Source organism: Lactococcus sp. (assembly GCF_036648155.1).
Taxonomy (GTDB): Bacteria; Bacillota; Bacilli; order Lactobacillales; family Streptococcaceae; genus Lactococcus; species Lactococcus cremoris.
This window is the reverse complement of the sequence record NZ_JAVXIY010000004.1, coordinates 18,440-42,955: the sequence shown is the minus strand read 5'-3', so window position 1 is coordinate 42,955 and position 24,516 is coordinate 18,440. Positions and strand designations below refer to the sequence as shown.

At 35.4% G+C, this 24,516-nt stretch carries 31 protein-coding genes; 7 read left to right on the top strand and 24 right to left on the bottom strand.

What is annotated here, in order from left to right; all coding sequences use genetic code 11:
• Nucleotides 1-9: 9 nt before the first annotated feature.
• From RSC39_RS04915 to RSC39_RS04905, 3 genes are read right to left on the bottom strand one after another with little or no spacing between them, the layout of a single operon-like run.
• Nucleotides 10-777: a phage antirepressor KilAC domain-containing protein gene (locus tag RSC39_RS04915; protein ID WP_075070420.1), complete on the bottom strand. Its 768-nt coding sequence runs from the start codon at nt 775-777 to the stop codon at nt 10-12.
• 14 nt (nt 778-791) lie between these two features.
• Complete coding sequence (locus RSC39_RS04910; protein WP_075070419.1) at nt 792-1,010, bottom strand: hypothetical protein; 219 nt, start codon at nt 1,008-1,010, stop codon at nt 792-794.
• 11 nt (nt 1,011-1,021) lie between these two features.
• Nucleotides 1,022-1,264: a hypothetical protein gene (locus RSC39_RS04905; RefSeq protein ID WP_015966780.1), complete on the bottom strand. Its 243-nt coding sequence runs from the start codon at nt 1,262-1,264 to the stop codon at nt 1,022-1,024.
• A gap of 153 nt (nt 1,265-1,417) precedes the next feature.
• Here RSC39_RS04905 and RSC39_RS04900 point away from each other — a divergent pair, with 153 nt between their 5' ends.
• Complete coding sequence (locus RSC39_RS04900) at nt 1,418-2,110, top strand: hypothetical protein (RefSeq protein WP_058224596.1); 693 nt, start codon at nt 1,418-1,420, stop codon at nt 2,108-2,110.
• Between the two features lie 27 nt (nt 2,111-2,137).
• On the opposite strand, the gene RSC39_RS04895 is transcribed toward RSC39_RS04900, so the two are convergent.
• On the bottom strand, nt 2,138-2,335 hold the full coding sequence (locus tag RSC39_RS04895) for a hypothetical protein (protein WP_058224595.1): 198 nt from the start codon (nt 2,333-2,335) through the stop codon (nt 2,138-2,140).
• Nucleotides 2,336-2,540: 205 nt separating this feature from the next.
• Between RSC39_RS04895 and RSC39_RS04890 the strand changes: the two genes are divergently transcribed.
• The 4 genes from RSC39_RS04890 to RSC39_RS04875 all read left to right on the top strand — a co-directional run bounded on the left by RSC39_RS04890 (nt 2,541) and on the right by RSC39_RS04875 (nt 5,090).
• Nucleotides 2,541-3,053, top strand: coding sequence for a helix-turn-helix domain-containing protein (locus tag RSC39_RS04890; protein WP_332535506.1), 513 nt, complete (start codon nt 2,541-2,543; stop codon nt 3,051-3,053).
• A gap of 5 nt (nt 3,054-3,058) precedes the next feature.
• Nucleotides 3,059-3,493 carry a zinc peptidase gene (locus tag RSC39_RS04885; protein ID WP_011676954.1) on the top strand — a complete coding sequence of 145 codons (435 nt, stop codon included), beginning with the start codon at nt 3,059-3,061 and terminating at the stop codon, nt 3,491-3,493.
• A gap of 13 nt (nt 3,494-3,506) precedes the next feature.
• Nucleotides 3,507-3,842, top strand: a complete 336-nt coding sequence (locus tag RSC39_RS04880; RefSeq protein ID WP_332535504.1) for a hypothetical protein — start codon at nt 3,507-3,509, stop codon at nt 3,840-3,842.
• Between the two features lie 66 nt (nt 3,843-3,908).
• Nucleotides 3,909-5,090: a site-specific integrase gene (locus RSC39_RS04875; RefSeq protein ID WP_332535501.1), complete on the top strand. Its 1,182-nt coding sequence runs from the start codon at nt 3,909-3,911 to the stop codon at nt 5,088-5,090.
• Between the two features lie 463 nt (nt 5,091-5,553).
• Here RSC39_RS04875 and RSC39_RS04870 read toward each other — a convergent pair whose 3' ends face one another.
• The 7 genes from RSC39_RS04870 to RSC39_RS04840 all read right to left on the bottom strand — a co-directional run bounded on the left by RSC39_RS04870 (nt 5,554) and on the right by RSC39_RS04840 (nt 9,853).
• Entirely contained in the window at nt 5,554-6,273 is a 720-nt protein-coding gene (locus tag RSC39_RS04870) for a hypothetical protein (protein WP_332535499.1), read from the bottom strand.
• Nucleotides 6,274-6,639: 366 nt separating this feature from the next.
• A complete protein-coding gene (locus RSC39_RS04865) occupies nt 6,640-7,146 on the bottom strand; it encodes an Asp23/Gls24 family envelope stress response protein (RefSeq protein ID WP_011676957.1) in 507 nt (168 codons plus the stop codon).
• Nucleotides 7,147-7,155: 9 nt separating this feature from the next.
• Nucleotides 7,156-7,344, bottom strand: coding sequence for a DUF2273 domain-containing protein (locus RSC39_RS04860; RefSeq protein WP_011676958.1), 189 nt, complete (start codon nt 7,342-7,344; stop codon nt 7,156-7,158).
• Between the two features lie 10 nt (nt 7,345-7,354).
• A complete protein-coding gene (gene amaP, locus RSC39_RS04855) occupies nt 7,355-7,915 on the bottom strand; it encodes an alkaline shock response membrane anchor protein AmaP (protein WP_021037831.1) in 561 nt (186 codons plus the stop codon).
• Between the two features lie 27 nt (nt 7,916-7,942).
• Nucleotides 7,943-8,185, bottom strand: coding sequence for a GlsB/YeaQ/YmgE family stress response membrane protein (locus RSC39_RS04850; protein WP_011676960.1), 243 nt, complete (start codon nt 8,183-8,185; stop codon nt 7,943-7,945).
• A gap of 235 nt (nt 8,186-8,420) precedes the next feature.
• Nucleotides 8,421-9,392, bottom strand: coding sequence for a methionyl-tRNA formyltransferase (gene fmt, locus RSC39_RS04845; protein ID WP_011676961.1), 972 nt, complete (start codon nt 9,390-9,392; stop codon nt 8,421-8,423).
• Complete coding sequence (locus RSC39_RS04840; protein WP_332535495.1) at nt 9,389-9,853, bottom strand: VOC family protein; 465 nt, start codon at nt 9,851-9,853, stop codon at nt 9,389-9,391. The genes fmt and RSC39_RS04840 overlap by 4 nt, the downstream gene beginning before the upstream one ends.
• A gap of 53 nt (nt 9,854-9,906) precedes the next feature.
• Between RSC39_RS04840 and RSC39_RS04835 the strand changes: the two genes are divergently transcribed.
• Nucleotides 9,907-10,041 (top strand): hypothetical protein, encoded by a 135-nt coding sequence (locus RSC39_RS04835; protein ID WP_332535493.1) that lies wholly within the window; start codon nt 9,907-9,909, stop codon nt 10,039-10,041.
• Between the two features lie 65 nt (nt 10,042-10,106).
• Here the strand turns inward: RSC39_RS04835 and RSC39_RS04830 are convergent, their stop codons facing one another.
• From RSC39_RS04830 to RSC39_RS04785, 10 genes are all read right to left on the bottom strand, one after another.
• Nucleotides 10,107-10,340, bottom strand: a complete 234-nt coding sequence (locus RSC39_RS04830; RefSeq protein WP_332535491.1) for an NUDIX domain-containing protein — start codon at nt 10,338-10,340, stop codon at nt 10,107-10,109.
• 13 nt (nt 10,341-10,353) lie between these two features.
• The gene (locus tag RSC39_RS04825; protein ID WP_063282074.1) at nt 10,354-10,728 is read right to left on the bottom strand and encodes a nuclear transport factor 2 family protein; all 375 of its coding nucleotides are present in this window, start codon (nt 10,726-10,728) and stop codon (nt 10,354-10,356) included.
• Nucleotides 10,715-11,965 carry a winged helix DNA-binding domain-containing protein gene (locus RSC39_RS04820; protein ID WP_257013411.1) on the bottom strand — a complete coding sequence of 417 codons (1,251 nt, stop codon included), beginning with the start codon at nt 11,963-11,965 and terminating at the stop codon, nt 10,715-10,717. The genes RSC39_RS04825 and RSC39_RS04820 overlap by 14 nt, the downstream gene beginning before the upstream one ends.
• A gap of 23 nt (nt 11,966-11,988) precedes the next feature.
• On the bottom strand, nt 11,989-14,334 hold the full coding sequence (locus RSC39_RS04815; RefSeq protein ID WP_063282073.1) for a primosomal protein N': 2,346 nt from the start codon (nt 14,332-14,334) through the stop codon (nt 11,989-11,991).
• Between the two features lie 176 nt (nt 14,335-14,510).
• A complete protein-coding gene (gene rpoZ / locus RSC39_RS04810) occupies nt 14,511-14,864 on the bottom strand; it encodes a DNA-directed RNA polymerase subunit omega (protein ID WP_011835858.1) in 354 nt (117 codons plus the stop codon).
• Nucleotides 14,865-14,932: 68 nt separating this feature from the next.
• The gene (gene gmk / locus RSC39_RS04805; RefSeq protein WP_011835859.1) at nt 14,933-15,550 is read right to left on the bottom strand and encodes a guanylate kinase; all 618 of its coding nucleotides are present in this window, start codon (nt 15,548-15,550) and stop codon (nt 14,933-14,935) included.
• Nucleotides 15,551-15,698: 148 nt separating this feature from the next.
• Entirely contained in the window at nt 15,699-17,294 is a 1,596-nt protein-coding gene (gene rny, locus RSC39_RS04800) for a ribonuclease Y (RefSeq protein WP_332535485.1), read from the bottom strand.
• 233 nt (nt 17,295-17,527) lie between these two features.
• Nucleotides 17,528-18,241, bottom strand: coding sequence for a glucosamine-6-phosphate deaminase (locus RSC39_RS04795; RefSeq protein WP_011676970.1), 714 nt, complete (start codon nt 18,239-18,241; stop codon nt 17,528-17,530).
• 273 nt (nt 18,242-18,514) lie between these two features.
• Nucleotides 18,515-19,714, bottom strand: coding sequence for a methionine adenosyltransferase (gene metK, locus RSC39_RS04790; RefSeq protein WP_332535482.1), 1,200 nt, complete (start codon nt 19,712-19,714; stop codon nt 18,515-18,517).
• A 544-nt stretch (nt 19,715-20,258) separates the two neighbouring features.
• Entirely contained in the window at nt 20,259-21,452 is a 1,194-nt protein-coding gene (locus tag RSC39_RS04785) for a cyclopropane-fatty-acyl-phospholipid synthase family protein (protein ID WP_063282070.1), read from the bottom strand.
• A 155-nt stretch (nt 21,453-21,607) separates the two neighbouring features.
• On the opposite strand from RSC39_RS04785, the gene RSC39_RS04780 reads away from it, so the two are divergent.
• Nucleotides 21,608-22,360, top strand: coding sequence for a biotin--[acetyl-CoA-carboxylase] ligase (locus RSC39_RS04780; protein WP_063282069.1), 753 nt, complete (start codon nt 21,608-21,610; stop codon nt 22,358-22,360).
• A 127-nt stretch (nt 22,361-22,487) separates the two neighbouring features.
• On the opposite strand, the gene RSC39_RS04775 is transcribed toward RSC39_RS04780, so the two are convergent.
• The 3 genes from RSC39_RS04775 to RSC39_RS04765 all read right to left on the bottom strand — a co-directional run bounded on the left by RSC39_RS04775 (nt 22,488) and on the right by RSC39_RS04765 (nt 24,361).
• Nucleotides 22,488-22,952 carry a PspC domain-containing protein gene (locus RSC39_RS04775; RefSeq protein WP_011835867.1) on the bottom strand — a complete coding sequence of 155 codons (465 nt, stop codon included), beginning with the start codon at nt 22,950-22,952 and terminating at the stop codon, nt 22,488-22,490.
• 27 nt (nt 22,953-22,979) lie between these two features.
• Complete coding sequence (locus RSC39_RS04770) at nt 22,980-23,183, bottom strand: PspC domain-containing protein (RefSeq protein ID WP_332535478.1); 204 nt, start codon at nt 23,181-23,183, stop codon at nt 22,980-22,982.
• Between the two features lie 62 nt (nt 23,184-23,245).
• Complete coding sequence (locus tag RSC39_RS04765; protein ID WP_063282067.1) at nt 23,246-24,361, bottom strand: DUF4097 domain-containing protein; 1,116 nt, start codon at nt 24,359-24,361, stop codon at nt 23,246-23,248.
• Nucleotides 24,362-24,516 lie beyond the last annotated feature (155 nt).

Genomic DNA, 24,516 nt, shown 5'->3' with positions numbered 1-24,516 from the left:
TTCTCCTTTCTAAGCAACGTCATCTCGTTCAATTGTGGGATAAATACCTTCTGTTTTTAGTAAGTTGTAAATAAACATTCTGCCTTTTTGAGTCCACTTAGTATTCATAACAACTTTTTCTCCGCCATCTTTGTGATTCGGAATAACATTTGTTTCACTAAATGTATAACCATGATTTTTATGTTTAGCGTATAATAACCACTGTCCACCAACTTTATGTTGAACTTTTAACTCATAAAGCATTTTATTTAATGCTTGGGCGCTCATTCCATAATCTTCGGCAATCTGACTAATCGTTACCAAAGATTTTGATTTCATGATGCGGTCATAATAATCTGCTTTGGGTCTGCTTTCTGCAACCTGTTGAGATAACATCGCTGTTTTTTCTTGCTCATCTTTAAGATTAGTAGCAAGTTGAATGATGAAATCTGGACTTGTTAAAGCTTTTTCAATAACTTCATTAGTCATGTAAGCTCCATTTTTGCGGATAGACTTCAAAATTTCTTTTACTTTTCTCTTGAAAACTTTCGCTTGTGGTTTACGCGAAGTCATAAGTACTTCGTAAAGACCATCTTCTGTTAAAAACCACATGTTTCTATTTTGACCTGATGTAGATACTGACGACATCAGCTTTTCATCTTCATCAACATTATTAAGCATGTCTCGATTATTTTTTATCTCCAACATGTCTGCAATATCTTTCGCGAGGAATAGAGGATTTTCTGCTGTTCCGTAGATTTTGGCATTAAAGCCATCAATGTTTTGTAATTCGTTCATTTATGAACTCCTTTCTAATCTAATTCAATTCCTAAAATTTCAGCTACTAGCCAAATTTTTTGACCAACCAAGTCAGCAAATTCTTTTCGAGTGATTTGTTCTCCGTCTTCATTTTGAATTCCATAATCCGAGAAGACTGCTTTAATTAATTCATTTGCTTCGACAAGTGAAGATTTAACTGTTACTTCTTGTTCGTCATTTTCATTTGACGAAATTTTAATTAATTCGTTCATGTTTTGCCTTTCTAACTAGCCAATTTGTCAAGTTTTTGATTAAAATTTTTCAGCACGAAAATAACATCGGTTAAATCTACTCCAATAACCTCTGCAATGTTCGCTGCTGAAACAGCATCTATTCTAGATGGGTTGATACGCCACTTATAAAATGTTGTATAGGGAACGTTAATTTTTTTTGCGATAACTTTATACTTCATTCCTGAAGAGTCTAATAACTCATCTAGTGGCTCATAAGTTTTTTTCTCTGCCATACTGGCTCCTTTCTTTGCTTTAAATTTCTGCTTTCGCAGTAAGGGAAGTTCAGGAATCGAACCTGTTCGCCAGTCTTCCCTGCTCGTTGTGAGCGATATCATAACTCCGTGATATAATGTAAGTGACTAAACTAAAATTATATTGGAGGTTTTATGAACGATAATGATGATTATTCACCCTTTGAACAATTACAAAGACTTATTAAAGAACTTAATGATTCTTTGAGTCCTATTTATAATGATTCACTTAAAGGTACAATGTCCGCAATAAACACTATAAATCAAGCTGCATTAAGAAATAATCAATTAATTGTGAGCCAAGCTTTCCCAAATCTTACTGATTATTTAAAAGAATCTATTCAACCTACTGCAAATCTAGTACAAGAAATGACTGCCATCAGTAATGCTATTAATGAAAACATAAGGTGGACGATACCAAATTATTCAGAACTTTTCAAAGAAATAAAATTACTTTCTATCAAGCAGCCTTTGGAGTCTATCAATATCACTTTGCAGTCTATTGATACAATTAATAATTCTTTTATCAGTAATAAAAATACCATTTACAACCAGTCTCAATTTGATCCATCTGACTATCCTGATAAACCAATAAAAGATGAAATAAAGCCCTATAATTCTCAATCCTTCGGAAAAGAATTGAAAAAACGTATGTATAATCTCTCTCATAATATGATTGCTCCTTTTTCTGATAAAACTGAGATGTCTAAATGGATAGTTTATTTTGCACTTGAACAAGTAATGACTTCAAAAGATGTACCCATACAAGCCAAGACGGTAATCATAATTATTATAGCTTTTTACCTAAGTAGCGATAAATCAAAATGAATTCCGCCCCCTCTGGGGCTTTTTATTTTAAACAATTTTTACAAATTGTCGTGTCAATGGATTTAACCATGCATTACAGATATCATAGTTATTCAACCAAAAACCTTGAAATTCTTTAGAATAACTATCAAATCTTCTAAGGAACCTAGGACAATTACCGTGGGAACCAATACTTGCTGATTCTAATTCTTTTACAACCCAATTAGGAATTTGTAAACTCTCCATAATTTCTCCTGATATTTTTTATTTGCCAAACTTGCTACTTACGCTGAGTTGAATACAACGTGTAACTACATTCACAGAAGCTTCGCAACTGTTTTGTTTGTTCGCTTGTTTGACTTTATGAGTTAATTATAACCTTAACTGTCCAATTTGTCAAGTTAAAACTTTCCAAATTGACAAGTTTTGTTGTTTGTACTATAATTAGTGTATGAAAAAAATACGACTACCTGAAATGATAGATTATTTCAGAAAAGAGAATGGTTGGACAATGAAAGAGTTTGGCGAAAAACTAGGAAAATCTGAGTCAGCTATTTCGAAATGGATAAAAGGGGTTAGAAGTCCCATGGTTGAAGATTTTGATAAAATGGTCAATCTATTCAATACTGATCCTGATACATTAATGTATGGTGCTTCTGACCTTTCTACAACTCTATCCGAAATAAATAAAATCAGTTCACAACTCGAAGAACCACGTCAGAAAATTGTTTTAAACACTGCTTCTTCTCAATTGGAAGAGCAAGAAAAGGCTAAAAGAGCTGTTAAACCAAAACCAAAAGTTACTCCTCTTTTTGATATAAATTCTCCGCTTACTGACGAAGAACTTCAAGAAGCCGTAGACGAAGCTGTAGCTTTTGATGGCGTGCCTCTAACAGATAGAGAAAAAGAACTTTATAAACATTTGCTCCGTGAAGCGTGGGAAGAAGACCATGACAGGGGGTAAAATATATGTCAGTTATAAAAGAGTTGCTTTCAGAACTCGCACTAAAAATAAAATATTATAATCTTTCAGATTACCCTCATCTTAAAGATGGAATGAAATTTAATATTAGAGGAACAACTTACATTTTTATTGATATATTCAATAGTGAAAAGGTAACTCAGAATATATTACTTCATGAAATAGGGCACGTTTCCTTTGGGCATAGACATCTTGATTGTCGTTCTTCTGGTTGGGACAGAAGGCAAGAAAGAGAAGCCGACCGCTATATGATTGAACATAGAGCCGATGAATGGCTTGCTCAGTTCGATTGGGAACCGGATGTTATTGATTATGATAAATTTATTGAACATTTTGAGTTAGAAAAACGTCATTATGGATTGGTTGTTGAGGTGTTTGATGAAATAATCGGTCAACCTCAACTAGATAGCCACTGTTTATAGTAAGGGATGAAAAATGGATTACACAGAATTTAGAAAATATGTTGAAGAAAATACTCGTGCTCAAGGTAAATTTTTGGAAAAATCTACAGTTTACTTGCTAGATAAAAACGCCAGTAGAAAGCCAGCTGCTAAATGGCCTGATTCTCGTATTGAAAAAGAAGCTAACAAGATGTGGGATATGAACATAAGCGGCGCTTTCACAAACGTGGCAGAAGGAATTAAAAATGCAGAAAACAAGCCTCGCTTTCACAGTCACGAAGAGCAAGTAGATTACTGGATAAACTTCATGAATGAGTATGAGTTTTTAGAAAACTTTACTGACGGTATCGATGATATGGAATTTGAATAAATAAAACTTTAATACTATCGCTTTCTCCTTAATCATGTCTTGCCCGACAATAGAACAGGAGAAAAAATGAATATTAAAGAAGTTCAAAAAAAAGACGGTACAACCGTCTATAAAGTAAATGTCTATCTTGGTGTAGATAGCCTAACAGGTAAGCAAGTACGCACCACGGTTACAGCCAAGAACCGTAAAACGTGCGAGAATAAAGCTCACCAAGCTATGAATAAGTTTATCAAAAATGGCTCTACTGTTGCAAGAGAAAAAGTTTCATTTGACAATTTTAATGCCTTAGCCACTAGTTGGTTTGATTCTTATAAATTGACAGTAAAAGCAAACACTATCAGAATCAATAGTAATTTTTTAAAAAATTATATTTTGCCAGCACTCGGAAACTATAAAGTTGAGAAAATTACAACTGTACTATTGCAAAATATTGTTAATGACTGGGCTAGAAATGCCAATACTGCTGAAATAGTTAACGGTAATCGTGAAAAGGGAAAAAGTAAAGATTATAAATTGTTGCTCAATATCATCAAACGCATTCTTGATTATGGTATGCAACTAGGTGTTATCTCAGACAACCCAGCTATAAAAGTATTTTCTCCAAAACTTAAGACAAGAACAGTCAAAAAAATAAAGTATTTTAACAATGATGAACTCAAACGCTTCTTGGATTACCTTGACTCGTTACAATCAACCATAGCAAATATAAAAAGCACTACTCTATACAAGCTTTTGCTTGCTACTGGTTTGCGTATCTGTGAGGCTTTAGCCTTATCATGGTCTGATATTGATTTTGTCAATAATACCGTTAGTGTATCTAAGACACTCATACAATACAGCAATGAGATACAAGACAGTGCAAAAACAAAAGAAAGCAATCGTTTAGTTTCTGTAGATAGCGAGACAATTTCAATGTTGAAAGAGTGGAGAAAACACCAAAATTACGGTGCTATATCTTTGCATGATTCTCTAGTTTTCTCATATCATCAAAAAATGAGAACTTACGAACTCGAAAGACAGCACTTAGTTCGACACTTTAAAAAAGCAAAAGTTCCTAACATAGGTTTTCATGGTTTCCGTCACACTCACGCAAGCCTACTAATGAACAATGATGTAAATCCTAAAGAAATTCAAATGAGATTAGGACATGCAGACTATTCGATCACAATGAATTTGTACAGTCATCTTGCTAAAGAGAAAAAGAAAGAAACTGCTGAAAAGTTCGCTAATATACTTAAAGCACTATGATTTTTCGAGTTTTTTCCCGAACGTAACTAAAAACGTAACTAACTAATATAATGACAACTGAAATCCCTTTATATAAGGGATTCTAGGGATTTGTTGTGATACAGAGCTAGTATAACATAGTATAGCAATATGGTTCAATAGGTTTCTCTAAATATGCTTTTTTGTGATTTAGAGAAAATAAATACATAATAAAGTTCAATAGATTCCCCATAAATGAAGAGGGAGTAACATCACTACAACATTTTTTCAAGTCAAATTATAGTTCATCATGTAAGCAGTCCAATTTAATATTCGTTCAAAATATTATTTATTTAAAGCGTAGAACATGAGGATGGTAAATCTATTTCTAAAACCCTAATTCAAAGAGCTTTATACTTAAAATAAAAATAAGCCTCTTCAAAATTGAAGAGGCTCTTTTTTACTTGGATTTTAAAATTAATTTTATATAATAAAAGGTTTAATTTTATTGAATGGCTTGTTTCTCATCTGTATATCCAATCGCAACTCCCTCAGGAAAGGGTTCTAAATTATTTTTAGATGTTAAAGCACCTTTAAAATGATAGGGACCACTAGCTGCATTGGGAATTAGCTGAGTGTAATCATAATCGGGTCCATAATTTAAATCATCTAAGATTTGTCCAAAATAAATCTGAATTTTTATATTAATTACTTCATCTGCAGAAATCACAGCAGTTTTTGGTAGGGTAAAATTAATCTTGCCAAAATGACTTGTATCAATCTCCGCAGGAGTGAATTTTATAGGATCACTCTCTCCAGGAAGATGGTAGGAAGCTGCTGTAATAGCAGTTTTCATTGCTTCTCCATTATTTATTTCTGAGATAATATAAAATTCTGAAGGGAGTTCTAAATTGAAGTATTTATCCACTTCTCCATCCAAATCAGTTAAAACTTTTGCACTGTAATCAATAACTACTTTTCCTGTCTCAAAATTAAAATTACCAGGCATGTGATTCAAATCATAATCATATTTCTCAAGAGTGAGTGGAGATGAAAATTCTCCCTTATCTAAAATGATATCCTCAAAATTATCCCTCATATCCACACTATTACTAATAGAAGTTTGATGGGACGTACTTGCTGCCGAGATGTTCGTTGCACTTGTTGATATACCAACGATTCCTAATGCAAGAATAGAACTAGTCATTAAAGTAATTTTTTTCATATTTATACTACTTTCTTTATTTGATAAAACCAGTATATAGTAATCTAAAAATTAATGCAAACCCTTTCTAAAAGCCTCCTTTTGGAATAAAAATACAATATAAAGCATAAAAATGCAGTGGCTTTTCCGGCATCTCTGATGAACAGTGACTATATGCGAAAGAATAATGAATTTATTATTAGATTAAAATTAGTATTTTAATAAGTCTATTCATTATGAGATTTAAGTTAAAATAAACTTAATTATATTTAATTGTATTGTAATTTTTCCTTCTATTTTAGTCATTCCCAGTCTGTTAACTAAATTATTTTTCCACTCAAATTAATAAAAAGCTGACAAGCAAGCCAGCTTTTTATTAATTTGATCTTATTTCACACGGGAGTCATCACCCATATCATCAACTTTTTCTTTAACTTTGTCTACCTGATCAGATGTAAATTTCCCTGTTGTTTGAGCTGCGCCAACCACACGATCTTGTAAACTTTTTTCATCATCTTTTTGTTGTTCTTTTGTCTTAATATCTACGACCGTTACATTGACTTCAACAACTTCCAAATCAGTCATATCCGAAACTTCTTTACGGATAACTTCTTTGATTTTTTGATAGATATCTGGAACATTCTTTTTATATTCTGTTACTACCTTAAGGTCCACAGCAACTTGCTTTTTGCCGACTTCAACGCCAACACCAGCGGTGACATCCTCTGTATTTACAAGTTTTCCTGTGAGATTTGAGAAAAATCCTCCATCAACAGCAAGTAATCCATTGACAGATTCAAGGGCAAGTCCGACAATTTTTTGGATGACTTTGTCTTCATATGCTAAGTTGCCTTTAACTTCAGTTGTTTCCGTTTTTGTGTTTTCTTGTACCATAATTTCCTCCTATTTTTTCTTCTTTATTTGTTCAATGATTCCCGTGCGTTGAAGATAGAGACCTACAAAAATCCCTAACCCAATAAGCAAGAAGAGAAGAATCATTTTCCAAAATCCGATTGTGAAGATACAAACTGCAATAATACAGCCTATTATTCCGCCAATAATCGGGTATCGATATCTTTCGAAAAGATCCATTTCTACCTCCTTAGACTACGCGTGGACTTGTCGAGTCTTTCTTTTCAACAATTGAGCTGACTTTGATTTTTAATTTCACCTCATGATTCAAACCAAAGAAATTTTTTAAACTTTCTTTGATTTCTTGCTCAATCGCTTTTGTTTTTTCAACAATTTCAACTCTGGGAATAATTTCTCCTTGTACATCAATTTTTATTGTGGACTGATATAAAGTCACATTTATTTTAGGGTTTCTAATATAGCCATTATCAAGCACGAGCTCTCTAACTAATCCTTCGATTGCTGAACGTTTTAGAGTCAAACTTCCTGCTTTATCATCTAATAAAATCTCCATATAGGTTTTGGGATAAAAGATGACAACCAACAAGGCAAATAATAAGAGTATTCCTAAAATTGAAGCGCTGATAAATATATATTGGGGAAGTTTTTCTCCAATGTAAGGAATTTCTGATGAGGGACTAAGCTCCCAACGAAAATTCATTTGATTAAAATAATCCCATAAAATTGGTATGAGAATGGTGAGGAAAAATAAATCAGCCAGAATAAAAATAAATTTTTTTCCTTTTGACACGATACCTCCTCTCTGTTATTGTTTCTTCTAGTTGTTTGCCTTACCTAAAAAGAATGAAACAACAGCTACAACGATGACAGCACCTATAATAGAGGGAATTAGAGCCATTCCGGCCAACTTTGGTCCCCATGTTCCTAGGAGTCCTTGACCTACTGCAGCCCCAACAAGTCCAGCTAAAATATTAGCAATCCATCCCATTGATTTGCCTTTATTGGTAATAGCTCCTGCAATTACACCAATAATGGCTCCGACAATTAACGACCAAATCATAAAGCACCTCTTTCTAGTACAGTTCCTGCACATTTTTACTATAACAAACTTTGAGGCATTTATAAAATAATCCGCTTTCTTTTTATTACATTTACCCTTTTTTACGATATTTTAGTAAACAAAAAATTCCATCATTAACAATGATAGAACTTTTTTAGAGATAAATTGTATCTCAGATCTCATACTTTTAGTTTCTGTGGATAAATATTTCTACTTGAAATATCTTATTTTTTATCTAATCCCCAAGTTTATCCCCAACTTGCATTTTTTGACCTAAACCATTAAGAAAACTAACAATGTCCATTTTAGGTTTGCCTGCCGGTTGGACAGTTAAAAGCTCAAGAATTCCATTGCCAGTAGCAACTTTTAATGATTTTTTTGTTTTTTCCACAATTTGACCAGCCTGTAAGGGATTATCAGAATTGTTAACAATTTCGTCAGCTACTTTGCTTTCATAAATCTTAAAGCGTTCCCCATTCCACAGGGTATGGGCGACTGGAAAAGGATTCATGCCACGAACTTTATTGAAAATTTCACGCGCGGATTTGTTCCAATCGATTTTTTCTTCTTCTGGTGAAATATTTGGACTAAAAGTCACTTCATCTTCATTTTGAGCTTGAGCTTTGAGTTGACCCTCCAGATACTTGGGTAATGTTTCAAGGAGTAAATCACGTCCAACAAAAGCCAATTTTTCAAACATAGTGCCGACATTGTCTTCTTCAAGAATTGGAGTAGAATTTTGAGCAATCATGTCACCGGCATCCATTTTACGAATCATTTCCATAATTGTCACACCAGCTTCTTTTTCGCCATTCATAATGGCATAATGAATCGGCGCTCCACCGCGATATTTCGGTAGTAAGGAAGCGTGTGTATTTACCGCAAAACGAGCGACATCTAATAATTTCCCTGGCAAAAATTGTCCAAATGCGGCAGTCACAATTCCAACTTCTCCTGATTCAAGGAGCGTCATGATTTGAGTCATTTCTACTGAGCCAGATAGCTTTTCTGGTTGAAGAACAGGCAAGTTAACCGTTAAAGCAAGTTCTTTAACTGGTGTCATTCTTAATTCCTGTTTTCGACCAACTTTACGGTCTGGTTGGGTCACAACTGCTAGGATTTCATATTGATTAGAGTCAATCAAACCTTTCAAAACGGTCGCAGCAAATTGTGGCGTCCCCATAAAGATAATTTTTGTTTTTGTCATAAGTTTTCAAACTCCTCGATAATAATTTTCTTTTGTTTCATTAATACTTGAACGGCCTTGTCACCTTTTGCCATTAATTGACCCAGATTTTCTGGAATGATTTGCCAAGAAAGGCCAAATTTGTCTTTGCACCAACCACACTGTTCGGCTTCTGGTACGTGAGAAAGTTTTGCCCAATAATCATCAATTTCGGCTTGATTTTTACAAGTCACAGTGAAACTGACTGCTTCATTAAATTTAAAAATTGGCCCACCGTCAAGACAGATAAAGTCAAGTCCATTCAGACTAAATTCACCATTTAATACTTTTCCAGACATTCCTACGAAATGCTCATCTAGCTTTTCATCAGGATAATATTCGATATTTTTGATTTTTGAATTTGGAAATACAGATACATAATAGTTTATTGCTTCTTCAGCATTATTGTTAAACCAAAGGCTTGGGATAATTTTTGCTTCCATAATTGACCTTCCAATCTCTGTAAATTTCGGCTTTATCCACATGGGGATAATTATTGACTTCAGCAATTACTTTTAGGACAAGTGGAGATGAATTTTCTACTGATAGTTCTGTCACTAATTTCCAAACTGCTCTGTCAGAATCGTTTTTTCCATCAGCAACAAATTGTGGTAGTTTTTTGGCTACATGATTTAATTTTACATCAAAAAGGTTAAAAATGTGGTGACTAACGACTCGACGGTCATTTTCATAGATCTAAGCCGAATAGAGGCGACTCTTAGCACTTGAAAGGACAGTAAATCCAGTTTCTTCAAGAATTTCTCGCTCTAATGTGTCAATCATTGATTCACCAACTTCTTGAGCCCCTCCGGGCAAATCATAACGATTTTGGTAGGAACCTGAATTTTTTTCAATGACTAGTAATTTATCATTGTCAATTGCCACTCCGTATACTCCAAAATGTTTCAATAAATCAAATTTCTCAACCATATTTTACCTCATTTTACTTCAAAAATGGACGAAATTTTTCATGTTTTTGTTCAAATTCTTGAATTTGACAAATTTTATTTCCAGAAAATTTAACAAGAGAAATTCCATCAAAAATATTTTCTTCCCCTTTATAGACATAATGGAAAGTCCATGTGAAAAAACAAGTCTCATTATCTACATAAGACTTATCCACAGACCATGATTTCACTTGATTTTCCACAGGATTATTCCACTGACGGAACCACTTTTCAATTTCTGCTTTTCCTTGATATTGAGCGCCGTAACATTCTGTGTAAATAATATCTGCTGACAGACCACTTAATAACTTATTGATATCTTTGGTCAGCCAAGCGTCAATTGTTTGTTGAAAAAGTTCACTTTTGGTCATTTTCTTTGCACCAACCTTTCACATATTCGACTTTTTCACAGTGATTGAATGCTCTAAAAACTTCTACACATGTGGAAAAAGCCTCCTTGCATGACTTGTTAAAAACTTCGTTGTCTTCTAGCCAAAAGTTTTTAACAAGCAAAACTTTTTCTTTAGTATGTCGCTCAATTTCCAGACGGCCAACAAAACGATTTTTGTAAAGGACTGGAAGAACATAAGCCCCATATTTTCTTTTTTCCTTTGGAGTGTAAATTTCCCATTTGTAGTCAAAATCAAAGATTTCTCGAATCAAATTTCGGTCCCAAAGCAAATTGTCAAGCGGAGCAAGGAATTCCATTCGTACTGGCGATTTTGGATTTACTGACAGACTGTCAGAGCGATCAGGGACAAGGTGCGAACTTGTCAGCAACTTTTCATCTTCTTTTTTCATATAAAAAATTGTTGAAATTCCTTCAATTTGAATTTCTGTAATTTTTTTATCTTCTAAAAGACTTTGAAAAGCTTGATTTCGCTCAAAAGTTTTGAAATGCTCAATCCCCAACCAAGCATCACTTCGCTTGTTCCATAAAAATCCAATCGTGCCAATTCGTCTCAAAACAAGTTGCTGATGATAATCAAGTTCACTTTCAAAAGGACTTTTCGCGCTCAAAAGTTTTGCTGACAAAAATTTTTCTGCCAAGGCATAAGCTTTTTGCCGTCCATTTTTATGATGAATAATCAGTTCACCTTTAAAATACATGGTTTCAAGTGCGGCTCTTGCCACGGATGAAGAGGCACCCCAATCCCAAATCAAATTTCCACTTTCCAAATGACGCAAATCTTTGGCAAAAATATATTCTTTTTCAGAGAGTATTTTTCTGATTTCAATCATCATTTGCAGAACAGGTTCACTTTGTCTACGCGCCATTGCTTCTGCATAGCTGATTCCCGCATATTTTCGAGTAAAAACTGTCAAATCTTCTATTGGCAAAATACAAAGATTTTTGTCAAAAAAATCAATCAAAAGACGGTCTTGATAAAGTAATTCATCGAGCATTTCTTTAGTGAAATACTCAATTCGCGCCTGCAAAGTCAGTTCTGGACTAGTTCCACAAACATCTACCGGATCAAACTGTACCGAACCTGCCTGCCTGACAAAATCCATAAGCCCTTCTTTTCCTGAAAACTGTTTATGACCAAGCAAACCCTGCTTAGCCAATAAAAAATTTCTGGCTTCTTCTTTGGTTAATCTAATCATTTTTAACCTCATCAACTCTGATTTTATACAAAATTTTGTGGTTCGCTATCAATCAAAATTCGTAAATTTTTATTGTCACGAAGTTGGGTTAATTCAAGCACTTGATTCAAAGCGGACTCTAATTCTTCTTCAAAACGATATTTAACTAAAATTTGATAATGATAAAGATTATGTGTTCTGGCAATTGGTCTGGCAGTTGGTCCCAAAATTTTGGCTTTTTCTGTCAGATTTTGTTTTAAAATTTGGGAAATTTCATAAGATTTTTGAATGGCAACTTCTTCCTCTTGATGAGAAACAAGCACTTGAACCGTGAAATAATAAGGTGGATAGGAAAGTTCACGACGAAATCTCATTTCCATTTCATAAAATTTTTCATAATCTTGAGCTTTGGTCATTTCAATGGCATAATGATGTGGATTGAAGGTTTGAATCAAAACTTCACCTTTTTTATCCGCACGTCCAGCTCGTCCAGCCACCTGCATCAACAATTCAAATGAACGTTCACTGGCCCGAAAATCAGGTAAATTTAGACCGGTATCTGCATTAATGACACCCACCAAAGTCACGTTTGGAAAATCTAAACCTTTGGCAATCATCTGAGTTCCTAAAAGGATATCAGCTTCATGGTTACCAAATTTTTCAAGAATTTTTTCGTGAGCATTTTTCGTTCGAGTGGTATCCACATCCATTCGTAAAACTCGAGCCTCAGGCATGATTTCTCGAAGTTCTTCTTCGACTTTTTGCGTTCCAGAACCATAATAACGAATTTTTCGTGATTGACAGTTGGGACAAGTTTGAGGAATGCCTTGAACGTGACCACAATAATGACAATTCAGCGTTCTGGTGTCCATGTGAAGGGTCAAAGAAATATCACAGTTGGGGCAATCAACAACGAAACCACATTCTCGACACATGACAAAAGAAGAATAACCTCGACGATTCAGCATCAAAATGACTTGTTCATCTTTGTCAATTTTTTCTTTAATTTTTGTCAGTAATGATTGTGAGAAATTTGCTGACTGGTCAGAAATTTCACTGCGCATATCAATGATTTTAATTTCTGGCAAGATTGCCGCTTCATTTGCCCGTTTTGTCAGTAATAAAAGCTCATAAACGCCACGCATGGCACGCGCCCGTGATTCTAAACTTGGCGTTGCTGAACCCAAAACTAGGGTGGCTCCATGCCATTTTGCTCGCAAAAGTGCAATATCTCTGGCATGATAACGCGGACTAGAATCTTGCTTATAGGAAGTTTCGTGCTCCTCATCAATGATGATAATACCTAAATTTTCGACTGGCGTAAAAATTGCCGAGCGAGCACCGACAACGACTTGAGCTTTGCCAGACTTAATTTTACGCCATTCATCATATTTTTCACCGTCAGACAAACCTGAGTGCATGATGGCCACTTTGTCACCAAAACGAGCAATAAATCGATTGGTAATCTGCGGCGTCAGTGAAATTTCCGGCACAAGCATGATGGCCGTTTTTCCCATTTGTAGAAAATGGTCAATGGTCTGTAAGTAAACTTCTGTTTTACCTGAGCCAGTGATACCTTCCAACAAAAATGGTTTGTCAGAAGAAGCAATTATTTTTTCATAAGCTGATTCTTGTTCAGAATTCAGCACTTTGGCGCTGTCATTTTCAATCGCTTCAAATTTATCTTTTGTCCGAGAAATTTCAACTTCTTCAATTTTGACCAAATCATGCTCAATGAAAAATTTGATAATTTGTGAAGAAAAATTTAAAGATTTTAGAGCAATTTTTTCTTCGGTCATTCGTAAGAGAAAATATTTTAGTTCCAAGCGTTTTTTCGCTCGTTTTTCAATTTCAAATTCAGCCAATTTTTCCAAATCCGGAATAGATAAATATTTTTCGGTCTTCCGATTTTCTTTGGATTTGGCTAAATATTCTACTGACAGCTGTCCAGCACGCACCGCTTTTGCTGACGAAATTTTTTCTTCTTCTGTCAGCTGTGACCATTTGCTGACAGCTCCGTCAGCAGATTTCAAGAGTTTGTCATAATTAGAATTCAAAAGATTAGGCAGCATCGCTTTCAAACAAGAAATTTTATATGAGAAAACCGAGTGGCGCATTTCATCAGCTAACCAGAGTTGTTCTTCGGTCAGTACCGGTTCAACATCCAGTAACTCAGCAATATCTTTCAAATTTACTGACGAATTTTCTGCATCCTTTTCTTCCTCAATCCCAACAATAATTCCTTGAACCAAACGATTTCCTGTCCCAAAAGGAACATGAACCCGCATTCCCAGTTCAATCAAACTTTGAAATTCTTTTGAAATGGCATAAGAAAAAGGCTTATCAGTCTGCATCAGAGGCAGGTCAACGATTACTTTAGCAATTTTCATTCAGTTTTGACCTCCGTAATTCTTCTTTTAATTATAACACAGTTCACTATTTGATATTTGCCAATTACGACTAGACAATGGAATAAACTTTGATTCTGTCAGATGTCCTATATCCGCTAATATTAATAAAAATCAGTAAAACAAAATAAAAAAAGCGCCAATTGACGCCTAAAAAATTATTCTGCAGCAGCTGCTTTAGCCGCACGACTATTTTTTTGTTTTGCTTCTTCTTCAGCTTCTTCTTTTGCAATTTGTTCTTTGATAAGTTGTTCTTTCATTTTCGCTTGCAAACGTTCCAACTCACGTTTTTCAACCAAAGTTTCGCGCTTCAATTCAGGTGCTGGGTGAATTTTAACTGTTCCATCAGCAATTTCTTCCAAAGCTTGCAAAGTCCGTTTTACGGCTTTAAATTCTTTTGTTGGACGTTCTTTATCACGCAATTCATGAGCGCGTTTTGCTTCCAAAACAACTAAAGAGTATTTTGAGTCCACTTGATCCAATAATTTGTCAATTGAAGGTTCTAACATCATAATCCATTACCTCATTTTCTAAACTTTTCATTTTAATATTTCTGACTTGGCTGTCAGTATTTTTTATATTAAGCTTTTACATCATCAATCATATGAACATAACGTTCAATCACGCGGTCCACTCGATAATGTTCAGCCTCAATAATTTTCTTGACACGTTCAGCAGCAAGTTCAACTTTATCATTGACAACCGCATAATCATATTCACTCATCAACCGAATTTCTTCTTTTGCTTTTTCAAGTCGTGAAGCAATGACCTCAGCTGAATCTGTTCCACGTCCCACCAAACGTCCACGCAATTCTTCCAAATCTGGTGGAGTCAAGAAGACAAAAACACCATCTGGAACTTTTTCTTTCACTTGGAGTGCACCTTGCACTTCAATTTCTAGAAAAACATCTTTTCCTTCATCCAATGTCTGATTGACATAAGTTAAAGGTGTGCCATAGTAATTTCCAACATATTCAGCATATTCGAGCATTTGTCCATTGCGAATCATTTCTTCAAATTCATCACGTGTCCGGAAATAATAATCTTTTCCATCTACTTCACCAGGACGTTGCTTTCTTGTTGTCATCGACACTGAATATTCAAAGTTGTTATCACTTTCAAAAATTTTAGCACGAACTGTTCCTTTTCCAACACCAGAAGGCCCAGAAAAAACAATTAATAAACCACGCTCACGCATTTTTTCCTCCGATATATCTTTAATTCTCTATATAAATCAACGATTAAGTTCATTCTATCAAAACTCCACTCTAGAAACTAGCTTTTGTAACCCAAAAGATATATAACTTAGTAATCCGAAATAAAAAAACCGTCCTAAGACAGTTTTTTTATTTTGCGTAGTCAATCGCTCGAGTTTCTCGGATAACGGTAACTTTAATATTACCAGGATAATCCATCTCACCTTCGATTCGATTTTTCACATCACGCGCCAAAATTACGATTTGGTCATCCGTCAATTTATCTGGTTTAACCATCACTCGAATTTCACGTCCAGCTTGCAGAGCAAAGGCTGTTTCCACACCATCAAAGCTTGTTGAAATTGCTTCGAGGTCTTTCAAACGTTTGATGTAATTTTCAATTGATTCACGACGAGCTCCAGGACGTGCTGCTGACAATGCATCTGCTGCTGCAACAAGTACTGCGATGTTACTTAATGGTTCTGTATCGCCATGGTGACTAGCAATTGTGTTGATTACAATTGGATTTTCCTTGTACTTACGTGCAAGTTCTGTACCAATCTCAACGTGGCTTCCCTCAACCTCATGGTCAAGTGCTTTACCAATATCATGCAAGAATCCTGCACGTTTGGCAAGAGCCTCATTTTCTCCCATTTCACCAGCTAAATTACCAGCAATATGAGCCACTTCAACAGAATGGTCAAGCACATTTTGACCATAAGAAGTACGGAAGTGTAAACGTCCCATAATCTTCATCAAGTCAGGATGCAAATTATGCGCGCCCACTTCAAATGCAGCTTGTTCCCCATATTCACGCATCTTGTGATCAAGGGCCTTACGATTTTTCTCAACCAACTCTTCAATGCGAGCTGGATGAATTCGACCATCTTGAACTAATTGTTCAAGTGTCATTCGAGCAATTTCACGACGAATTGGATCAAATCCTGAAAGTACAACTGCTTCTGGCGTATCATCAATGATGACATCAATTCCAGTCAAAGCTTCAAAAGTACGAATATTACGACCTTCACGACCGATAATTCGACCCTTCATGCCATCATCTGGTAAATTGACAACTGAAACAGTTTGTTCAGCTACCGAATCAGATGAAACACGTTGAATGGCAAGTGAAATAATATTTTTAGCTCTTTTATCTGCTTCTGCTTGAGCTTTTTCTTCACTTTGACGAATTGTTTGAGCCATCTCTTTTGTTAAACCATCACGGGTTTCACTCAAGATAATTTCACGAGCATCATCCATGCTCAAATTTGAAATACGCTCCAATTCCAGTCGTTTCTTTTCTTCAATATGCGCTAATTGTTCTTCTCGCTTACTGAGCGTATCAGTTTTTCTAACGAGGTTTTCCTCTTTAGAATCTAAGTTTTCTTCTTTTTTCGTTAAGGTATCATCCTTACGGTCTAAGATTTCTTCACGTTGTTTTAGGCGCTTTTCAGTCTCCTTTAACTCCTGACGTTCCTGCTTAAATTCATCTTCGATTTCGCGACGTTGCTTTTGTTCTTCTTCACGAAGGGTGTAACGGGCTTCTTTTTTGAAGGCTTCAGCCTCCCTTTTCAAAGACTCCGCCTCACGTTTAGCACTCGCCATCACCTCATTTGCTTTATTTTCTGCTTCGTTAAAAAGAGATTCAGCATCTTGCTTATTTTTCTTAATATTTTGGGCATAAAAAATAAATGCGACAACTAATACAACCAATAAGACCAAGAGAACGATAGAAATAATGTCCATTAGTCTCCTCTAAAGTGAGTAATCATTCCAATAAATTCTACTCACAGTTTGATTATAAATTAATGTATTTTGCATAGCAAAACACTCATTAATTATATCATTTTAAGCTTCAATATTCAATGAAAGATAGTGTAACGCTTTCAGAATATTTTAAAGTCATTTATGTCATGATAAATAGACTTCAAAGAGAATAAATAAAAACAGCTACTTCAATAACTGTCTTTATTTATTCTTTAATCTTCAAGTAAAGCTGCTGCTGCCTCATCTAAAATAAAAGTAATATTTGGATGCGTTCGCAAAATCGAAGCAGGAACTTCCTCCGTTATTGGTCCTTCAAGAACTTTTTTCATAATCTCTGCTTTATTTTTTCCATCAGCAAAGACTAAAAGTTGCTTGCTTGCTAGAACTGTTCGTGGCCCAAAAGTGACATAAGGAGAAGCCGGTTCTTTATCTGTCAGCTCTTTGATTGACCGATAAATTTCATCCCCTTCTTCAAATGGAACAGCAAAAACTTCTCGCTCAAAACTTGTATGTCCTGGCATATTTGCACAAAAATGACCATCTTCTCCTATCCCCATGACAATCAAATCAATCCCACCATCCTGCAAGATTTTTTGATCAAAAACTTGATTATTTTGAGAATTTAACTCATGGAGATTCCCATCATCAATATGCACTCGGTCATAAAAAGCCATTTTTAAAGCACTCATTGTCAAACCATAACGTTCTCCAGCAAGAGGCACTTCATCAAAATTATAATAATGGATATTTGAGCGGTCAAAATTCATTTTTTGAAGTCGATCAAAGAGAATCTCATACATCCCAAGAGGAGTATTCCCCGCTGTTAGCGAAAGATTCACTCTTTTTGGCTGCATCATCTTATCAAGAACAATCGCTGCAGCAAGTTCACTCATCGTTGCATAGTCTTTAGTGATTATTTTTTTCATAGAAGCTCCTTTTTTTATCGTTACTTCTATTTTACAGGATTAAGTATTCTATTGAAAGCAACTCTACTCGTTGAAAATAAAAAAGCGGAAATCCGCTTTTTTATTATTTTTCAAGAATTGCTTTCAATTTTTCAACCTTGTCTGTTTGTTCCCATGGCAATTCAATATCCGTACGGCCGAAGTGCCTTTTTGTCATTCGCTTTAGCGGATAGACAAAACGGACAGCGGAGCTGACAAAGTCAGGTCAGACCGAACATAGTTCGGCGAGGCATTTTATTTACCTAAAACAGCTTTCAATTCTTCAACCTTGTCCGTTTGTTCCCATGGCAATTCAATATCCGTACGGCCGAAGTGCCCATAAGCTGCTGTTTGTCCATAAATTGGACGAAGCAAGTCAAGCATTTGGATAATACCTGCTGGACGGAGGTCAAATACCTTGCGGATTGCGGCCAAAAGTTCATCATCTGAAACTTTACCTGTACCAAAAGTCTCAACATTGATTGATGTAGGAGTGGCCACACCAATCGCATAAGAAAGTTGAATTTGAGCTTTATCAGCAAGTCCAGCAGCCACAATGTTTTTAGCCACATAGCGAGCCGCATAAGAAGCTGAACGGTCAACCTTAGTTGCATCCTTACCTGAGAAGGCCCCACCACCATGTGGTGCATAACCACCGTAAGTATCAACAATAATCTTACGGCCAGTCAAACCTGAGTCTCCTTGAGGACCACCGATAACAAAACGTCCTGTTGGATTGATAAAGTATTTTGTTTCATTATCCAAAAGTTCGGCAGGAATAATAGCCTTAATCACTTTGTTAATCACATCATCATGAATTTCTTCATTTGTTGCTGTAGCAGCATGTTGAGTCGAGATAACAACGGTATCAACACGTTTTGCTTTTCCATTATTATCATATTCTACAGTCACTTGTGATTTTGCATCTGGACGCAAGTATGAAATTTCACCTGATTTACGCAAATCAGCCAATTTCTTAACTAATTTATGTGAAAGTGAAATGGCAAGTGGCATGTATTCGGCAGTTTCGTTAGTTGCAAAACCGAACATCATTCCTTGGTCACCAGCACCAATCAAATCAAGTGGGTCAACTAACTGACCATTTTTATCGCGAACTTCTTCAGCTTCGTTTACCCCTTGAGCAATATCGCTTGATTGCTCAACGAGTGAGACGTGAACACCGACTGATTTGTAATCAAAACCATTTTCGCTATCAGTATAGCCAATTTTTTTGATGGTTTCGCGAACAACATGGGCAATATCAACGTAAGCTGATGTTGATATTTCTCCAAAGACATTGACTGTCCCTGTATATACGACCGTTTCACAAGCAACGTGTGCCTGTGGGTCTTGTGCGAGAATGGCATCAAGAATGGCATCTGAGATTTGGTCAGCAACCTTATCTGGATGGCCTTCTGATACTGATTCTGATGTAAATAAATGTTTTTCTGACATTAAAAATGTCCCCCAATCTAAATTTTGGTTACAAGGCGTCTTTAAACTTATTCAATTTTACTGACAGAAAGTTCTGTCATAGGATAGCTGTTATTGCTTCAGCAATTTACAGATATGCTAGTATTTTCATCATAGGATAGCCGTTGGCGCTTCAGCGCTTACGGATATGCTAGTATTTTCATCAGTAATTTTTAAAATAGGTCAAATCCTTTCGGGACTCGTAACTCTCTTATTTTACCTCTTTTTTGGAAAAAATGCACTCTTTCCTTAACATGTTTTAAAAATAAATTTACTGATGAGTTTCATTTCTGTCATAGAATAACCATGGACGATTCGCCCTACAAGCAAATGCTTCAGGTAGCACGAAGTGCATGGATAGCGATTACGGATATGCTAGTATTTTCATCATAGGATAGCCGTTGGCGCTTCAGCGCTTACAGATATGCTAGTATTTTCATCAGTAAATTTGAAATAAGTTGTTCTTATGATAATTCAGACCCGAAACACTGAATGGTCTTGCTTTTCAACTTATCAATTGTCAAACTTAATGTTTTTTAAACATGTATTCGCGTGTCATTGGCAAGCCTTGTCCTGAGGCTCCTTTGGTCAAGAGATATTGAACGACATCAATATTTCCAGCTTCAAAACTTGCGGCACAAGCTTGAAGATAAAGAGTCCACATGCGAGCAAATGGTCTACCCATTTCTTTTTCAACTTCACCAAATACTTCAAGATAATTCTCATTCCAAATTTCAAGGGTTTTTTGGTAATGACGGCGAAGAGGTTCAAGGTCATCCATTTGCAAACCAGCTGTCATGATATGCTCAACATTTTCAGCGATGTTTGGAATATATCCTCCGGGGAAAATATATTTTTCAATAAATGGGTCCACTCCGGCACCACGGTGTTGACCAGTAATTCCATGAATCAAGGCACGACCGTTTGGTTTGAGATAATCAGACACTTTTTGGAAATACATTTCCAAGTTTTCTTTCCCAACATGTTCAAACATTCCGACAGAGGTAATGTAATCAAATGGCTCTTCTTTGAGGTCACGATAGTCAACTAAGTAAACTTTAACCTTGTCAGAAAGTCCCAAATCATCAGCTTTTTTACGAACATAATAATATTGTTCTTCAGAAAGCGTCACTCCAACTGCTGAAAGTCCGTATTCTTGCACGGCTTTAAACATCAAAGTTCCCCAACCACATCCAATGTCAAGTAAACGTCCACCAGGTTTGCTATCAAGTTTGTCCAAGATATGATGAACTTTAGCAATTTGTGCTTCTTCAAGTGTCATTTCTTCATGTTCAAAATATGCACATGAGTAAGTCATTGTTGGATCAAGCCATTTGTTGTAAAAGTCATTTCCGATGTCATAATGACTATGAATATCTTCACGAGATTGTTTTTGAGAATGATTTCCCAAAAGTTTGAGCATTGATTTACCAAAGCCAGATTGGTCAGTTAAAAAACTGCCCGCTTTACGGTAAGCTGATGCAACAAGCTCTTGGATACTCCCTTCAATGTCAATTTCTTCATTCATATAAGCCTCAGCTAATACCAAGGTTGGCATTGATGATAAATCGCTAAATGAGAATTTTTTATTGAAAGTGATGTGAACTTGCGTTTCGCCTTCACCATACTTTTCTGTTTTTCCATCCCAATAAGTCACTGCAATGGGGATATCGAAAGCAACTGCAAGTGCTTTGTTCAAGACTGTTTTTTCAAATACCAAGTTATTTTCCCTTTCCTAACTTTGTTCTAATAAAACTATACTCCGTAGACAATTGAAAGTCAAATACTTACTATCGTTAGACTTTTCTGAAAACTTTCATCAGCTTTAAAATCGCAAAAAAGAATAAGAGAATAGTTTTTTGATATAATAAAAAAATGAATGACAAACTCGAAAAATCTATCATTTTACAAAAAAATCCTTGGTTATCTGATGTTAAGATTGTTGCTGAATCTGAATCAACTCAAAAAGATGCCAAATTAGATGGTCAAGAAAATTGTCTCTATCTCACAGAAAAACAAAATCAAACTTATGGTCGATTTGGCCGTCAGTATTTTGCTGCGGACTCCGGTGGAATTTATATGAGTTTGTCTCTTATGCCATCAGTTGCACCAGAAAAATTGCCAGAATTTACTTTACTTACTGGTGCCGCGGTTGTGTCAGCCATTGAAAAACTTACTGACAAAAAACCACAAATCAAATGGGTTAATGATCTTTATTTAAATAATAAAAAGTTTGTCGGTATCCTTGCCGAAACTTCTCTAAATCCAGCTAAGGAAACTCAGGTTGTAATTGGAGTCGGAATTAATTTTTCTATTTCCCAATTTCCACCTGAAATCGAGAATAAAGCAACTTCTCTATTTTACAATGAAAAACCAAACATCAACCGTTCAGAATTAATTGCCGAAATCTGGTCAGAGTTTCATCGTCTATCCACTGGAACTTTTTTTGAAATCTATAAATCACACTCTTTTATTCTTGGAAAAGAAGTTGAGTTTGTCCAATCTGGTCAGAACTTTTCAGGAATCGCTACAGATTTGACTTCCAACGGTGAGCTTATTGTTAAGCTTGCTAATGGTCAACAAAAAATACTTTCCAGCGGTGAAATATCACTAAAAAAATGGACTTAATCAAGTCCATTTTTCCAGTTATTATTATTATATTATATAGGAGGCCAGTTTTAGGTCATGGTGGACCAGTTATGAATGACTGACAGAACAACTTATGATGAACTTACAGTTCTGTCAGTTAAATTTATTAAAAATCTGACCAGTCATCTTCTTTTTCTTTTTCAACTGGTTGAGCTTCTTTAGTCTTACGACCTTTGGGTTCTTCCCACGGATTTCCCCATTGATTTGAATCTTGTTGATTTTGGCGCCCTTTATCTTCATAACGGCGTGCCCAATTATTCATTTTATCTGAATAACGTTCTGACCAACGATCCATTTTTTCATCAAAATGTTGCGCTTTGCGGTTCCATTTTTCTTGATAATCATTTTCTGAATCATCATAGTAATTTCGTGGTCTAGCACTTGGAATAATCCAACTTGCTACGAAATACAAGGGAATCAAGCCACCCCAGCTACCAAAAGCTAGGACGACAAACAATATCCGAAGAATCGTCACAACATCACGACCTAGACCAAAATATTCTGCAATCCCTGCAATGACACCGCTCACTCGACGATTTGTCACCGATTTTGTTAATTGTCTTTGAGACATAATTTATCCTTTCTTTTAATAATTGAGTTATCCCTGTGACGGTGTCATTAATAGACTCGCAATCACATAAACAATGAGTAATGTTCCCCAACTTCCGAAAGTACCAAGCACAATCAGAACCCGAATTACATTAATTACTATACGGCTCAAGCCAAAGTATTCCCCAAGTCCCCCGACGGTTCCTGCTATAACTCGATTACTACTTGATCTTTTCAGAGGTTTCTTAGCCATTTCTCACCTTTCTTCTCAAAATTTACTGACAGAACTCTTATAAAAATCCTGTCAGTAAAATATTATTCATTTTCTTCTTTGTCAGTCATTTCAGTATCTTTAAGCCAAATTGTTCCTGATTTCGTTTCGAATTCGAAGGTTAATGATTCTGCTCCTTGACGGACAACAGCTGCACCATTACGTCCTGCTTCAAATGGACTATCAAGATTTAAACGTGTTTTGTAACCGCCAAAGACTGTCCGAACATGTCCAACTAACCCTAAGCTTTCAGGCACAGAAACTTTAATGTCCCCATTTACATTTTTAACGTTTAATTTGTGAGCCGTTCCTGTTTTTTCGGTCAACAAAATATTTCCGTTAACGAGTGAGATATCACCAGATTCGAAAGCTGTCGTAATTCTAATATTACCATTAACAGCAGTTAATTCCAAATCTGAATTTGTTCCATCAAGAACCTTGATTTCACCATTTTTATTATTAATTTTTAATTCATCACTATTTACTTCGACAACTTCAGCTGTCCCATTAATGAGATTAATGTTTAATTTTTGAGTTGAAATTTTTTCAACTTTAAGTTCTGCATGAGGTGCATTGATTTCGATATTTTCGTAATCTTTAATTGGTAAATAGAGTTCAATATCTGCAGAAATTCGACCATTTGCTTCAATTTCAAGCACATCATCTTCAACTTCAAGTTTAGTTTTTTCAGCGATATAAGCTTCTACATTTCCATCTTCAACTGCCCCGTAAACTTTGTATTCTACTTTTACATGAGCATTTTCACCAGGTAAAATACTTACCTTACCACTTTTAAGATTGAGATCAATTTTTTTGAAATCTTCTTCAATATCTTTTTCTACGATATGAGAAGTTGATTTAACTTTTGGAAACCCTTTTGAAAAATCAATATTATCATCAACTGATTTAGCTACCCCTTGAAAAATTTCTTTTCCTCTAGCAAACAAACTTTCTGCAACATTTTTCATTGCATCAGGAAAATCTACATCGTGATTAACATATCCTTCTTTGTCTGTATATGAGAATTCTTTTGAATCTGTTTTTTCATCCGAAGTTTCTGAATCAACTGAACCATTTTTTTCAAGTAGCTCTAAAGCTTCATCTTCCGTGATAATTCCACGACGCATCAAATCCATTATTCTATCTTTTTTATTAGCCATTTTTTTAGATCCTTTCTCTGCTCATTCAAGCATTCAATATCTTAAAAACTTTTTTATTGAGATTGTCTTTATCTCGTACACTTATTATCTCAAACTTTTGCCAAATAAAAATCAGCCTTTGGGCTGATTTTTAATCTCTTCTTTTTTATTCTATC